This is a genomic window from Paenibacillus baimaensis, from assembly GCF_025567575.1.
The window spans coordinates 502,799-517,222 of sequence record NZ_JAOQIO010000007.1; the positions used below are offsets into that span (position 1 = coordinate 502,799).

The 14,424-nt window shown below is 43.4% G+C and carries 14 protein-coding genes; 2 read left to right on the top strand and 12 right to left on the bottom strand.

The window, feature by feature from the left end:
• Positions 1-15 precede the first annotated feature (15 nt).
• The 4 genes from OB236_RS03875 to OB236_RS03890 all read right to left on the bottom strand — a co-directional run bounded on the left by OB236_RS03875 (position 16) and on the right by OB236_RS03890 (position 4,770).
• The gene (locus tag OB236_RS03875; RefSeq protein WP_076229413.1) at positions 16-897 is read right to left on the bottom strand and encodes a carbohydrate ABC transporter permease; all 882 of its coding nucleotides are present in this window, start codon (positions 895-897) and stop codon (positions 16-18) included.
• Between the two features lie 12 nt (positions 898-909).
• Positions 910-1,884 (bottom strand): ABC transporter permease, encoded by a 975-nt coding sequence (locus tag OB236_RS03880; protein WP_408638402.1) that lies wholly within the window; start codon positions 1,882-1,884, stop codon positions 910-912.
• 43 nt (positions 1,885-1,927) lie between these two features.
• Positions 1,928-3,601, bottom strand: a complete 1,674-nt coding sequence (locus OB236_RS03885; RefSeq protein ID WP_262682860.1) for a type 2 periplasmic-binding domain-containing protein — start codon at positions 3,599-3,601, stop codon at positions 1,928-1,930.
• A 287-nt stretch (positions 3,602-3,888) separates the two neighbouring features.
• Complete coding sequence (locus OB236_RS03890) at positions 3,889-4,770, bottom strand: AraC family transcriptional regulator (RefSeq protein ID WP_262683075.1); 882 nt, start codon at positions 4,768-4,770, stop codon at positions 3,889-3,891.
• Between the two features lie 242 nt (positions 4,771-5,012).
• Between OB236_RS03890 and OB236_RS03895 the strand changes: the two genes are divergently transcribed.
• Complete coding sequence (locus OB236_RS03895; protein WP_262682861.1) at positions 5,013-5,840, top strand: AraC family transcriptional regulator; 828 nt, start codon at positions 5,013-5,015, stop codon at positions 5,838-5,840.
• Positions 5,841-5,878: 38 nt separating this feature from the next.
• On the top strand, positions 5,879-6,688 hold the full coding sequence (locus OB236_RS03900) for a sugar phosphate isomerase/epimerase family protein (RefSeq protein WP_262682862.1): 810 nt from the start codon (positions 5,879-5,881) through the stop codon (positions 6,686-6,688).
• A gap of 72 nt (positions 6,689-6,760) precedes the next feature.
• On the opposite strand, the gene OB236_RS03905 is transcribed toward OB236_RS03900, so the two are convergent.
• The 8 genes from OB236_RS03905 to OB236_RS03940 all read right to left on the bottom strand — a co-directional run bounded on the left by OB236_RS03905 (position 6,761) and on the right by OB236_RS03940 (position 14,275).
• On the bottom strand, positions 6,761-7,786 hold the full coding sequence (locus OB236_RS03905; protein WP_262682863.1) for a sialidase family protein: 1,026 nt from the start codon (positions 7,784-7,786) through the stop codon (positions 6,761-6,763).
• 34 nt (positions 7,787-7,820) lie between these two features.
• Positions 7,821-7,973, bottom strand: a complete 153-nt coding sequence (locus OB236_RS03910) for a hypothetical protein (protein ID WP_262683082.1) — start codon at positions 7,971-7,973, stop codon at positions 7,821-7,823.
• 192 nt (positions 7,974-8,165) lie between these two features.
• Positions 8,166-9,065 carry a helix-turn-helix domain-containing protein gene (locus tag OB236_RS03915; protein ID WP_076229406.1) on the bottom strand — a complete coding sequence of 300 codons (900 nt, stop codon included), beginning with the start codon at positions 9,063-9,065 and terminating at the stop codon, positions 8,166-8,168.
• 263 nt (positions 9,066-9,328) lie between these two features.
• Complete coding sequence (locus OB236_RS03920; RefSeq protein WP_262682864.1) at positions 9,329-10,225, bottom strand: NAD(P)-dependent oxidoreductase; 897 nt, start codon at positions 10,223-10,225, stop codon at positions 9,329-9,331.
• A 140-nt stretch (positions 10,226-10,365) separates the two neighbouring features.
• Positions 10,366-11,649, bottom strand: a complete 1,284-nt coding sequence (locus tag OB236_RS03925) for a glycoside hydrolase family 18 protein (protein ID WP_262682865.1) — start codon at positions 11,647-11,649, stop codon at positions 10,366-10,368.
• 84 nt (positions 11,650-11,733) lie between these two features.
• Positions 11,734-12,546: a sugar phosphate isomerase/epimerase family protein gene (locus tag OB236_RS03930; protein WP_262682866.1), complete on the bottom strand. Its 813-nt coding sequence runs from the start codon at positions 12,544-12,546 to the stop codon at positions 11,734-11,736.
• A gap of 22 nt (positions 12,547-12,568) precedes the next feature.
• Positions 12,569-13,381, bottom strand: a complete 813-nt coding sequence (locus tag OB236_RS03935; RefSeq protein ID WP_076229402.1) for a carbohydrate ABC transporter permease — start codon at positions 13,379-13,381, stop codon at positions 12,569-12,571.
• Between the two features lie 51 nt (positions 13,382-13,432).
• Positions 13,433-14,275 carry a carbohydrate ABC transporter permease gene (locus OB236_RS03940; protein WP_372237347.1) on the bottom strand — a complete coding sequence of 281 codons (843 nt, stop codon included), beginning with the start codon at positions 14,273-14,275 and terminating at the stop codon, positions 13,433-13,435.
• Between the last annotated feature and the right edge of the window lie 149 nt (positions 14,276-14,424).

Consider the following 14,424-nt stretch of genomic DNA (forward strand, 5'->3'; position numbering starts at 1 on the left):
ATCATGGGCTGATACTTATCCCTTCACTGCTCCTATCATAACCCCTTTAGTAAAGTATTTTTGCATAAAAGGATAAACGGCAATGATCGGTAAAGTGGCTATAATGATAGTGCAATATTTAACAATCTCGCTGACTGCCTCTTTGTCATTTCCGTTGGAGCCTGTGATCATACTGTCGGTACTGCTGTTTATTAAAATCTCACGTAAAAACAGCTGCAAAGGATACGCATCTCTATTGCGCAAATAAATCATTGCACTAAACCACGAATTCCAATGCGCCACAGCATAAAACAAAATCATAACCGATATTACGGCTTGCGATAACGGCAGAACGATTTTAAACAAGATCGTGATATCGTTGGCTCCATCAATTCTCGCGGATTCCTCCAGACTATCCGGGATTGCTGCGAAAGAGGTTCTCATAATAATCAAATTATAGGTACTGATCGCTCCCGGCAGAATGAGTGCCCACATGGTGTCAAACATGCCAAGGCTTCTCACTAATAAATAGTTGGGAATCAGACCTCCGCTAAAAAATAAGGTGAACACAATGATCATCATCATCGGATCTCGAAGCATGACACCTTTTCTGGATAATACATAGGCTCCGAGAGCGGTCATAAAAACATTGATGATAGTTCCCACGACCACATAAATGATTGTATTCGTATAACCCGTTATAATATTGGGATTTTTAAAAACATTGATATAACCGTCAACATTGAATCCCAACGGCCAGAGCAGCAGACCGGAATGACTGGCCAACGAAGATGGATTACTTAATGATGCAAAAGCAACATACAGAAATGGATACAACGTGATTAATGTAAGGAACAATAAAAAGCTGATATTAAAGAATCCGAATATGATTTCTGCTTTACTTCTCTTTACATTCATTTTGTCCACTCCCTACCAAAGACTGGTCTCGTTCACTTTTTTACTGATTTTGTTGGTAACTACCAGAAGCACGAAATTGATAACTGAGTTAAATAAACCTACTGCCGCACTGAAGCTGTAGTTCGCTTCCAGAATCCCTTTTCTGTATACATAGGTTGAAATAACATCCGACGTCTCATAGGTAATCGGATTGTATAAGAGAAATATTTTATCAAACCCAACATTCATCATACTTCCCATTCTCAAAATAAAAAGAATAATAATCGTCGGCATAATTCCAGGCAGCGTAACATGGAGCATTTGCTTAAATCTTCCCGCCCCGTCAATCGTTGCTGCTTCATACAGATCCTGATCAATTCCGGCTAACGCAGCCAAATATATGATAGATCCCCATCCTACCTCCTGCCAAATATTGGAGCTCACATAAATCGTTCTAAATAATTCAGGTTTAAGCAGCATGGTTATTCTTTCCATACCCATGAAAGCCAGCAAATCATTAACGATACCGTTTCTTGCAGTAAAGTCGACAATCAGACCGCATAAAACCAGGACAGAAATAAAATGCGGCAAATACGTAACTGATTGTACAAACCTCTTAAGCACATTTTTTCTCACTTCATTCAATAGGAGCGCTAAAATGATGGGTGCCGGGAATCCAAATATAATGTTATATAAGCTGATTAAGAGAGTATTGCTTAGTATTCTTCCAAAGTATACATCCTTAAAAAAATCGTTAAAATGCTGCATGCCCACCCAAGAGCTTCCCAAGATTCCCTTCATTGGGGAGAAATCTTTAAAAGCGATGGAAGCACCGTACATAGGGACATATTGGAAAATAATATAATAAGCCATAACCGGCAATGCCATCCAATAAATCATTCGGTTTTTATATAAATCTCTTTTAAGTCTATGCACAAAACCGGTTTGTTTCTTCGTCTGATAAACATTTCCAGAAAGTGCCGCGTCACCAACCTTAATCTGATCCATAGTTCCCTCCCATTGGTAACAGTCCTTCTACAGATATACTAGCTTATTTTCTTGCCATATATCTGTCGTATGCAGCTTGCTGAATTTTGATGGCATCTTCGATTCCCATACCCTTCAATGTCTTCATATAATTATCAAAATCACTAATAGAAGACTGTCCCATAACGATCTTCAGGAATTGCTCATCCTTATAAGTGTTAACCGCAGACATAACAGATGCCATTTTGGTCGATTCCTCAATGGTTGGCGTTACTGGCGGCATGATTCTATCGTATGAGCCTGCTTTCCATAAGCCGATAATTTGCTGTTGTTCGGGTAATGACATGCGTTGGTGCCATATCTCAGGTGTCATTACATAAGCTAAGCCGCCAGATCCTCTGGAATATTTGGATAATGCCTCATCAATAGACAAACCCTTTGGATTATTGGTGATCTCAGGGAGTAATTGAGGAGAACCATTCACCATCTTGTAGCTTTCGCCTTCTATACCAAACGTATTGAGCAATGCTCCTTCTGGGCTATAGCCATAGTCCAACCACATCGCAGCCTCCTTGGCATACTTACTTTTGGCGGATATGGCTACACCAATGCCATTAGCAACCTTGATTTCATCTGCATTAAAATTGTATGATTTTGTCCCTTTAACGTATGGCGGAACCGTTCCCAATAATTTTACGGTTGGATCCTTTGCTTTCATCAATTGAACAAATCTTCCGAAGGTTCCTGATGTAGATCCCGTCCAGGCGCCTGCACGGTTACCTACTACCTTGGTATCGAATTGTTTGGCATCCGTTAATCCAAAATCAGGGTCTATCAATCCTTCTTTATACCACTTGGCTAACGTCGTAAGCGCTTCCTTATATTCAGATGTATAAGGTCCAAATTTCACGGTATCCCCATCATGATAAAAACCGTAATTGATCCCCCAAGCCCTTACCCAGTTCTGTAAATCCCCTGCTCCTTTAGGCGCCAGAGGGATCTCATCATTTTTTCCGCTGCCGCTAGGATTTTTTGTTTTAAAAGCGGTTAACACTTCATACCAATCATCAATCGTTTCAGGTGACTTTAAATTCAGTTTTTCCAGCCAATCCTGACGTATTTGCCAGCCAAATGTCTGAAAAGCGGGATTGGGATTCGGGTTTACCTTGGCGTACTGATCCGGTGATTGTGCCTCAGGGAATACATAAAGCGTACCATCATCTGTGCGGATTTGTTTATTTGCTTTTGGGTCAGAATTCATAAATTTTTTGAGATTGGGAGAATATTTATCTACCAAATCATTGAGTGGAAGGATGATACCATCCTTGATAGCCTTATTAGGTCCACCGTTAAAATCATTAATCCAGTTATAATATATCAGATCAGGTAAGTCGCCTGACGCTATCATAAGATTGAACTGTTCTTTGATTGCCGCCGCATCCATGGATGCAGGATGAATGAAATCGATATGTATACCGGTTCTTTTTTCCAATTCTTTGAATTGTGCTATTTCATTATAATTTTTCATTGTTGCCGCAACCTTGGGGTCCATGGACACAAACATTTTCAATGTAATAGGTTTACTTACGATGGGCAGTTGGATTGACGATATAGCTTCCTCGGTCTTTTGCGGTGAATTTGTTGGCTGCGTTGCATTGGAAGTACAGCCTGATAATAGGCCTGTGATTAAAGTAAAAGACATGACATAAGCTGAAGTCTTGCCGAGTTTACGATTCATTGATTAAGTCCCCCTGACATTTTTTTGTTTAGAGTTTTGATAAGTTCTTCAATCTTCTTTGCGTAAACAAACGAAAGCGCATACAAAAAAAGGTGTTATTAGATATAAAAGGATAAACAATCATACTCTGCTATTCTAAAATATTCCAAAGGATATATCATAGTTTTTTGTGATTAAAATATTGTTTTTTGTGCACTTTGAGGCCGCATTAAAAAATGCAGCAGTCTCCTTATGAGACTTACTGCATCTTGTTGGTTAGCTTCATTATGGATTCCACAGCAAGCTGCTTATCCCAAATAATTCTTTTGATAATCCCGAGGCAATATCCCTACTTTTTTCTTGAACATACGCAAAAAACTGGTGTAATCGTTAAATCCGCTGATCATACAAGCCTCAGTCACACTGCTGCCCTCTGCGAGTAATTTTTTAGCCAGAGAGATACGTTTATAGATAATGTATTCATGAATTGTATTTCCGGTATACTTTTTAAAAAGCTTGATTAGGTAATATTTATTTATAAAAAACTGTTTTTCCAATTGGTCAAGACTCAGATCCTCTCCCAAATGCATTTCAATATAGTCCAGAACGGGAGACAGTTTATGATGCAAATCAAGCCCTTGATCTGTAATCTTCTGCTCTTGGAATAGACGGTTGATATGAACCATGATTTCCATAAAACAACCCATTTTCATAACGGCGTTTCCTAAGGAAGGATGGTTTTTTAAAGCATCATATTTCATAAATAAACTAAGTAAGGCTGCTGAATCATTACTGGTTAGAGAGAGCTTGTTTCTTGTACCGATGGGTCTGTCATAGAAGCAGGATAAAGGATTGAAATCCTCAGTCTGATATTGAGCAGCAATTAGGGGGTCAAATTCAATAGTAATCCGCTCATACACAACATCTGACGAAAAGGACGGTTTATGAATTTCGTGTTGATTCGTAATAATCAAATCGCCGAATTGCAATGGATAGACCGTTTTTTCCACAAAATATTTAACATCACCTTGAAGGAGAAAGTAAATTTCACAGCCTTGATGCAGATGAAAATCGATACTATGGCTTTTCCGCTGCACATGCAAAAATTGAATATAATGATCGATTTGGTCTAAATAAGTAATAGGCAGTGCAATCCCCCCATGAAACATCAATTTAGTCCATATTTTCATCAAAAATTACAATGAAATTGCATATCTTATATAATACTCTATTCTTATCATGAATGTCACACGTACCGCAACTACAAATCAGAAAGGTGATGAGAACAGTTACAACGGAAACATTACTATCCTTACCGGTGGATATTGCCAGATGAGTTAAACCCATAATCTCGACGGCAGAATCAGCCTAGCAAAGCCAATAGTTTATTTCAGCCTGAAACATTTGTGTAGGATAAAGTGAGGTCATATGGATGAATTTAGCTTATGGAAATATCGATGATTGCATTCGTTATGAGCATAAACTCTTAAATCCTAACCTATATAACGTTAACTTTCATTTGCATGAAGAGTTTGAAATTTACTTTTTAATATCAGGTGATGTGAACTACTTTGTTGAAAAAAGTATATATCCTTTAAAGTACGGCGATTTAATGATTACCAATAATCAGGAAATTCATAAGCCGGCTTTTCGAAATGATAGGTTATACGAAAGAATAACACTACAGTTTGCACCACACATCGTCCGTCCTTTCAATTCTCCACGGCTCGATCTTCTGAACTGTTTTCTTAACAAACCGAAGGGCCAACAAAATAAGATTTCTCTTAAACCGAGTCAGACTCTTGAAATACTGCGGCTTTTTAATCAAATGGAGAATCTTAAAAACGATGCTGGCTATGAAATTTTAAAGCTGAATTATCTCGTTGAAATGTTGGTTCTGATTAATATTGTATTTATGGACGTTAATCGCTCAGAAAGTCTTTCTACAATGCCTGATTTATTAATTTCATTACTGGACTATATTGACATGAATTTGGAAAAAGATCTTTCCCTTGTATCACTCTCCAAAAAGTTTTATGTGGATCGATTTTATATGGGGAGAATTTTCAAAAAAAATATCGGCAGTAACATCCATGAATATATTTTATTTAAACGAATTTCCAAAGCAAAAGAAATTCTTTCTGAAGGCTATAACGTCACAGATACGTGCGAAAGATGTGGATTTAATGATTACTCCAATTTTTTAAAAATGTTTAAACGAACCGTTGGTATTTCTCCTGGAAAATACAAGGGTAATTAGTGTACGATACGATAATTTATAGTTGAGGAGAGAACCTGATGAAGATCGCATTTCAAACATTGGCAAGCCCGAATTGGAGCTGGGAGCAAACCCTGAATGCAGCCGCGCAGCTTGGCTACGACGGTATTGAGTTAAGAGGCGTGGAAGGCGAGATGTACTTACCCCGGGCGCGACCGTTTTTACCCGAAAATATAGAGCAAACTTTGTTGGATTTACAAAAAAAGGGTTTGGAAATCTGTTGTCTGGACACATCCTGCGCCTTTCACAATGAGGAGAAATACCGCGCATCCATTCTGGAAGGTAAGGATGCCATAGATCTTGCGGTGAAGCTTCAAGCACCTTACATCCGAGTATTTGGAGACATCATTCCTGAAGGTGCTTCGGAAGTGGAAATCGCAGGGAAAATCGCATCAGGACTGACTGAATTAGGGCGTTATGCAGAAGGAACCGGCGTTACTGTACTGCTGGAAACCCATGGAGATATTAATAATCACCGCATCATCAAGCATATATTGGATCAAACCGACAGCAGCAGTGTTGGCGTCCTATGGGATTTTGAGCATCCTTATTTGCATGGGGAAGAGCCTGAACTTACCTACAGGGAGCTTGCTCCTTACATCAAGCATACCCATGTCAAGGACGCGATTAAAGGCGAAGACGGTAAAAAGCTTTGTCTGATCGGAGATGGCGATGTGCCTGTCCCCCAGATTGTCAGTATTCTCAAGGAAAATGGCTATAACGGCTGGCTCTCGCTGGAATATGAGAAGAAGTGGGCTCCTTATCTGGAGGAACCTGAGGTTTCTCTGCCCGCTTACATGTCCTATATCAAAAAACTCGTTTTGCTATAAAACCAAAGTCCGGTTACTTCCCAGATGGGAGAACCGGACTTTTTTTGAAGCATGATTGTCGACTCTTCAACTCTAGCTATGGACCGCTTGCTGCTGCAAGGTCAACTGCCAAAAGGCGACTCGTTCCCGCTTCCAGGTATACGTTACATACAGCTCATTGTTTTTGGCAACAATGGCTGGGTATGAATATTCACCAGGCTCGGTTTCCAGCTTGATTTCATCCGTCCATGTACTGCCATTGTCCGAAGAAAAACAAATGACAATCGGTGTACGTGGACTACTTGTGGAATAACCAGTCACCGGGTTAAAAATAAGCGCCAGCAGCCCGTTGTCCATCTGCACGACATCAATTCCACTGTTGTTGTTGGGCAGCTCTATCGGATAGGCCAGGCTCCAGGTTTCTCCGTTGTCCTCCGAATCGCTGCGATAAATAAAGCCTTCGGTGCTGCGCAGCAGCATATGGACATGCGTCCCGCCTGACGTCCACAATGTTGGCTGAATAAACCCTTTGGCATGTGAATGCACCGCCCCTACCAGCTTGGAGACCTCCATGGGCACAAGGCCGCTCTGCTTCCAGATATGTCCGAAATCGTCGGATATATCGACGAAGGCTTCCCAAATTTGCTTGCCCGGCGCATCCGGGTCCTTCCTCTCGATAGAAGCAGGCGCCAATATGGTGCCATTGCTTAAGGAAATCGGCTTATTGCGTACCGGTCCTCGCCCACCGATATCGCCTTCAACAAGCTCCTTCGGCTCCGTCCATGTCTGTCCGCCATCCACAGAATGAATAACCCGCGTGAACCAATCTGTGATTTCATGACCGACCTTATAATAAAGCGTCAGCTTGCGACCATCATCAAAAAGCACCGGATTCCAGTGGGCAATGCCCTCTTCATCTGCAGCTAGATAAGGTGCTGACCAGCTCTCTCCGGTACGCCGCGACATCCAGATCGCCACATCGCTAGCCTTCTCATGCAGACCGCCGAACCATGCAGCCAGAATGTCGCCATTCGGCAATACGACCAGCGTAGAAGCATGGCAGCTTGGAAAAGGGCGGTCGTCTTCAAATATAAATTGTTTTTGGGATTGAATATTCATGGTTAAGTTCTCCTTTATTTTGTAATGAATACTATCAGCCTTTAACCGAGCCAACCATCACCCCCTGTACAAAATATTTTTGAACAAACGGGTACACGGACAGAATAGGAAGCAGCAAGCATAAGAAGTACATCAGAATTTTGAAAAACAGCTTATTTTTTCGCATCACCTTAATCCAATTATTCATACTCATGGTGCCCTCCTTGCCATCCGTAAGTGGATATTTGAAACACCGCTCTGATTGTATTGTAATCGATTTCATGCTGAAGATAATTAACCATTTCCATTAGGCCGTTTCATTTGTCTATAATTATGAGAAAGAACATGATTCATTTCTCCCACTGTGTTTCAGTTGTCTACTTTACGGTATTTCGACGATCTACTTGTTATTCAAATGTGTCCGGTAAAAAGCGCGTCGGAATTCAGTAGGCGTCATCTGCTGATGCTTGCGGAACACTTTCATAAAATATTTTTCATCCTCAAATCCCAACCGATGGGCGATTTCTTTGATCGAAAGATCGGTGCGGCCCAGCTCTTCCTTTGCGCGGTCGATTTTAACCTTTTGAATATATTCCTGCATGCTCATGCCCATTTCCTTTTTAAATAAACGGGTCAAGTAGTCGGGATTGTAATTGAATTCACGTGCAGCATCATCAACCGATATAGGTTTGACAGCATGGATGCGAATCCACTCCAGCACACTCATCATCCTTTGGTGCCTCGAAGTCATTCCCCCTTGAGGGCTTGTATAAGCAGTCATCGATTGCTGCGTCAGCTCAATTAATAAAGAAGTCAGCATGTAATCGGCCCCCTGCCGGGTGTAATAGCGTGATTCCACAATGTGCAGCAGCTGACGAAACAAAATCCCCGCTTTGTCCACCTCAGGTGGTTTAAAAAACGCCGGCAGCAGGACAAATGGCATGCCTTGATCCAAATAAGGATTATGCTTGTAACGCCCAAGCTCGGCCTCAGCCTGCTTCTCATCCATGAACTCCATACTGCTCTCAGGACATTGAAAATGCAGCCAGTAAAAAGAAACCTGCGGGTCTGAATATGCATAACCCCAATGGGTCTGCTCCGGCAAGAGCAGCAGTACACTGCCTGGAGTCACCTCAAACTGTTCATCCTCCTGCTGAATATAGGCAGTGTCGCGCAGCCCGAGGATAATCTCAAAGCTGTTTATCGAACGTTTACCGTGAATCCACGGATAACCGGCGGTAAAGTGCCCTGCAGATACGAATTCGATCGGCTTTTCGATCTGTGCTTTCCAATAATACATAGTCGGTTTTTTCCACCTATTCTAATAAATGATTCCCTGACAGCAGGATTCTTCCATGATTATCCTTAGTATAAAGCTGCTGATCATGCACGACAACCCATCAAATCCGTATCCGTAAAATTACACCTGCAGGTTTAGAGTGAGTGGAGTGTTATCCAGAATGAAAAAAAAGATCAGCTTGGATAACCAGCTGATCTTTAGGATAATATGATTCGAAGAAATCAGGGTGAGCCTGTACTTGTGATGCAGGGAATGATGCTAGCCTAGCTACGATGGCTGGCTCCGGCTTTGCCCCAGTCTTCATAACATTTAACAATCGCACTCATATCTTCATCACCATATCCATCATTGCAAGCAACCTGAAACAGCTCCTTGACGGCCGATAAAGCAGGCACCGGGAGCTCGAACGATTCTGCCAATCCGCGGGCCAGCTTCAAATCCTTCAGCATGAGCCGAGTCATAAATTGCGGCGAAAAGTCACCGCTCAGCATTTTGGGTCCTTTCATCTCCGCCATGCCGCTGCGCGCTCCGCCACCCGCTACAACCTCTAGAAATAAGGCGGGGTCAATGCCAGCTTGGCGAACGAGCGAGATACTCTCGGAAAGTCCTGCCAGCGTAATAGCAACCAAAGCGTTATTGGCAAGCTTCGTTTGCGAACCTGTACCCTGCGCTCCCATATGTACCGCTTTTTTCCCCATCGCATTAAATAAAGGCAGGCAGCTCTCGAATAATTCCCGATCTCCACCAACGATAAAAGTCAACTGCGCTTCTTTAGCTTGAGGCTCACTGCCTGTAACCGGCGCATCCAGCATCTGTACGCCAATTGCTGATAAGTGGGCAGCCAGCTCCAGACTTGTATCCGGAGAGATTGTACTGCAATCGATAAGCGTGCGGGCACCCGGCTGCTGCTGTAGCGCAGGAACAATTCCGCCTTCACCCAAATAAACTTCCTTTACTGCACGGTCATCAGAGATCATCGTAATCACGATGTCTGCTCCTTGGGCAGCTTCGCCGGGAGAGTCTACAACACGGACGGAAGGGTCGAGACCCTCTGTCTTGCGCCGATCTCTATTGTAAACGCTTAATTTATATCCAGCCTTTAATAAGTTGACTGCCATGTGCCGCCCCATAGTCCCCAAACCAACAAAAGCAATATTCACTAGATGACCTCCTGAAATGGAATGTTGATACTTCTCCTATTATAACCTAAGTAAATGAAAAAAGCCTGCAATCACGCAGGCCTCATGCTAGCTATTATTCGGAACTTCATCGAAAAGAAGCGGGTGATCTATCGGACTTGTTATTTTTTGATGACATTGAAGTTATCCTCGATGAGCAGCCAGTTCTGAGGAAAGCTTAATCCGAGCTTCCAATAGCTGATCCCCCGAAGGTTCAATTCCTTTAATAAATCAAATTTGGCTTGAATCGATCTTGCGTCCTCAAACCATACGATGTGGGTTTTACCATTATCGTCCCAGTATGTGAAATGTGGAGCCTGCGCCACGTAATCGTATTGAATCGCAGCCTGCCGCTCACGGGCCAAATTGATAGCCTCCTGAGGGCTTAAAGCTCTGGCATACGCTCCCCCGGCCACAAAGGGCAAGGTCCAGTCGTATCCGTAGAGGTTTTGTCCCATCATGATCTTGGAAGCGGGAATTTCCGTCAACGCATATTCCAATACTTGTCGAACCGGACCTATCGGGGATACGGCCATAGCAGGCCCACCGCTGTACCCCCATTCATAGGTCATAATGATAACAAAGTCGGCAATCTCACCATGGGCGCGGTAATCGTGTGCCGAGTACCATGCACCCACTTGGGTTGCGCTGGTCTTGGGTACGAGCGCCGTCGACATCAAGAATCCCTCATTATGGATAATGTCCGCTGCTTTACGTAAGAAACGGTTGTAGGCTTCTCTATCCTGTGGACGCAGATGCTCAATATCAAAGTGAATATCCTTGAAATCAAGCCGCTTGGCTGTTTGAATAATCGTATCCAATAAGGTATCCTGCAGCTGCTCGTCATTTAACAGGGCTGCTCCAAGCTCTGCGCTGAATTGTTGCTCCAGATTGGTTATAACCATCATAAGCGTCACATTGTTATTACTGGCTATGGTCTGGAGGCCACCAAGAGGAGGAGCCTGCAAAGTACCGTTGCGTTGGATGCGGAAGCTAAAAGGAGCAAGATAAGTAAGATGGGGGGCCGCTTGCCGGGCTGCCTGGAGCAATGGAGGTGAGACCGTATCACCACGAGGCTCGATATAAGCATTAACCTCGATATTCCTGCGAGGCCTTGGTGGAATATATAACCTGAGGCCCACGTTGAGTGGCTGGTTTAGTGCTAAACCGTTGACCGATGCCAGCTGCTGCGGTGATATCCTGAATTTATGGGCAATCGTATACAGGCTGTCCCCGCTCTCTACCCAATAGTATTGACCCGTGATCGGGATTACTAATGCCTGTCCCACGACCAACGATTTATCCGGTGATAGCTCATTTGCATCTGTAATGCTTTGAATACTTACACCATAAGCTTGTGAAAGCTGATAGAGCGTCTGGCCTGGCCGGACAACCTGGATCTGCATGACGTCCCCCCCCTTAAACTTCCTTATTAAACATATATTCAATTACATCGAATAATTGTTCGTTTAATAAAAAAATGTTTAGCGTTAGTGACCAAGCCACTCCTGAGATAATCGGATATCGTTCATATTGCTCATTTCCAGCACCCAAGCACCTGAATAACTATACTCGTTGGCCATGGCTAGCACCGATTTCAGAGGAACGGTTCCTGCTCCCAGCCGCAGATGATCATCATGCTGCCCCTGGTTATCACTAAGATGAATACTCGTTATAAACGGCAGCAGGCTTTGAAACGACTGTTCACATTGCCCTTCACCCATCAAATGCATATGACCCACATCATAAACAATTTTCACACGTCGGGATTGTACGAGATGGATCACTTTTTTCAAAAACACGCTATCTGTTCCCAACAATCCAGGATAAGGAGGCACATTTTCCAAAGCAAGGATAACTTGTGATCCTTCGGTTTCGTTCACAATCTCCTGCAAAAAGGCAGCTATCCTCAGCGCTGCTTCATGACTCGCGCCATCCTGATCCACCTTGTCCCTGCTCAGCTCTCCGGGGTGAAGCACCACATAAGCACATTCCAGCAGCTCCGCAATCTGCAAAGTCCGAAGCAGCAGTTCCATATTGGACTGAATCAACTCCTCCTCATCCGTTGCCAGATTAAGGTTTGCTATAGGAGCATGAATCGTCCAGATGATTCCGTTCTCGGCTCCACGTTGCTTCAGCCCATTCAGACGTTCCTGCGGCCAATCCAACAATTCTCCATGACGCCCTTCACACATAATTTCAATCGCTTTACAGCCTTTATTGATTAAATGATTAACCGCCTCATCCAAGGGAATATCTGCCAAAGCATACGTCGAGATCAAACATTCATTACCTTTCAGCATATTCATCATCCTTTCTTGGTTATTACTTCATTCCTGAATGAATGAAGCTGTTCATAAACTGTCGTTGAAATAACAGGAATCCGATCATCAGCGGTGCGATGACGAGCAGCGTAGCAGCGCTGACTTCAGTCCATTGAGCACCTATCTCGAACGACTGTGCGAATATAGCCAGACCTACCGTCAAGGGACGGTTTTCTACGGAGTTGGTAACAATCAAAGGCCATAGGAAATTGTTCCAATGATAGCTGACGGATACGAGCCCAAAGGCCACATAAGTTGGACGGGAAAGCGGGAAATAGATTTTCCACAAAATCTGCCATTTCGAGTAGCCTTCCATTACAGCAGCCTCGTCGAGCTCTGGAGGGATCGTTTTGAACATCTGCCGCAGCAGAAAGATGCCGAAAGCCGATGCAAAATACGGCAGCATCACACCGAGCTTGGTATCGAGCAGTGACAATTCCTTCAGTACGCTGTAATTCGGGAAAATCAACACATCGGCAGGCACCATAATTTGGATAAGAAACAGCAGGAACACGATATTTTTCGCGCGAAACTCCACTCTTGCAAATGCGAAGGCAGCCATCGAAGCCGTAATCATCTGTACGAGGAATACGCCCACCACGATCAGGATCGTATTCAAATAGTATTGCGCGAAGGGCGCAGCCGACCAGACCCGGGCAAAATTATCAAGTGTGAACTCCAGTGAAAATGAAGGTGACAAAGCAATTTGCCTGGGGCGGAATGCGGTTACCGTCATCCAAAGCAGCGGCACTAGCCAGAAGGCGGCACCTATATATAAGAGCCATTGGCTTATATTCAATTTTTTAAGCAGCATAGGGATCGCCTTTCTCCCCCTCACGGGAGCTTACTTGGGCCTTGAGAGGCATCAATGATAATGAATTTTTTTGTCCAGTCCGAGGAAATTTAACGCTGCAAACAATAGAAGAACCCCAATCATTACAACCGTCAAGGTTGAAGCCATTCCCTGATCCCAGAAGCTGAACGCAGATTCGTAAATATAATAGAGCAGCAAATTACTGGCGTTGTTCGGTCCACCCTTGGTCATAATCAGCAAGTGATCCACCAGCTTAAACGAATTGGTCAAGGCCACAATGGAAACGAATAGTGTTGTTGGCATGAGCAGTGGAAAGGTAATTTTACGAAATACCGTCCAGCGTCCCACACCATCCATCTGTGCAGCTTCATACAAATCCGGAGAAATATTTTGCAGACCAGCTAAGTAAAAAATCATAAAATATCCGGCTTCTTTCCAAATTACCATAATCACCATTGCCCACATTACATACTGCGGTGATCCCAGCCAGTTCACATCGGTTTGCATAAAGCCTTTCATGACTCTGCTGAGCAATCCGTACTGCGGCGTGTAAATAAACAACCAAATATTAGCTACTGCAATCATCGGAATTAACGTTGGATAAAAAAATGCGGTCCGTGCCAGACTTGTGCCCCGCATCACTTTATTGGTGAATACCGCCATGAGTATCGCTAACAGGATCGAGGTTGGGACCGTGCCAATCGCAAACCACATATTGTTGGACATGACCTGCCAAAAAACCATATCGTCCAGCAAATGCTTATAATTATCCAAACCGTTGAAAATAGGTACCGGTGTCGCCAAATCGGCTTGATAAAAGCTGAGTCGAATCGTTTTGGCAATCGGATAGAACGTAAATAGAAACAAAAAGACAAGCGATGGCGCTAGAAGCATCCAGGCAAACGCATTGGTTTTCCAGCTAAAGACTGATTTTTTGCTGCCCAATTGGGGGCCTCCTCGCATTAATATCTGAGTAAGTCCGTACATCATGAAGTTAAGTAAGGGGAAGCAGTCTGCTATGCGTCCTGTTCAGTGCCGCAGCA

Coding starts and splice junctions, on each gene's coding strand:
- OB236_RS03935 (WP_076229402.1), bottom strand. CDS start 13,381: ATGCTGCTTAAAAAATTGAATATAAGCCAATGGCTCTTATATATAGGT.
- OB236_RS03875 (WP_076229413.1), bottom strand. CDS start 897: ATGAATGTAAAGAGAAGTAAAGCAGAAATCATATTCGGATTCTTTAAT.
- OB236_RS03925 (WP_262682865.1), bottom strand. CDS start 11,649: ATGCAGATCCAGGTTGTCCGGCCAGGCCAGACGCTCTATCAGCTTTCA.
- OB236_RS03905 (WP_262682863.1), bottom strand. CDS start 7,786: ATGAATATTCAATCCCAAAAACAATTTATATTTGAAGACGACCGCCCT.
- OB236_RS03895 (WP_262682861.1), top strand. CDS start 5,013: ATGAATTTAGCTTATGGAAATATCGATGATTGCATTCGTTATGAGCAT.
- OB236_RS03880 (WP_408638402.1), bottom strand. CDS start 1,884: ATGGATCAGATTAAGGTTGGTGACGCGGCACTTTCTGGAAATGTTTAT.
- OB236_RS03900 (WP_262682862.1), top strand. CDS start 5,879: ATGAAGATCGCATTTCAAACATTGGCAAGCCCGAATTGGAGCTGGGAG.
- OB236_RS03930 (WP_262682866.1), bottom strand. CDS start 12,546: ATGCTGAAAGGTAATGAATGTTTGATCTCGACGTATGCTTTGGCAGAT.
- OB236_RS03915 (WP_076229406.1), bottom strand. CDS start 9,065: ATGTATTATTGGAAAGCACAGATCGAAAAGCCGATCGAATTCGTATCT.
- OB236_RS03885 (WP_262682860.1), bottom strand. CDS start 3,601: ATGAATCGTAAACTCGGCAAGACTTCAGCTTATGTCATGTCTTTTACT.
- OB236_RS03890 (WP_262683075.1), bottom strand. CDS start 4,770: ATGAAAATATGGACTAAATTGATGTTTCATGGGGGGATTGCACTGCCT.
- OB236_RS03910 (WP_262683082.1), bottom strand. CDS start 7,973: ATGAATAATTGGATTAAGGTGATGCGAAAAAATAAGCTGTTTTTCAAA.
- OB236_RS03940 (WP_372237347.1), bottom strand. CDS start 14,275: ATGCTTCTAGCGCCATCGCTTGTCTTTTTGTTTCTATTTACGTTCTAT.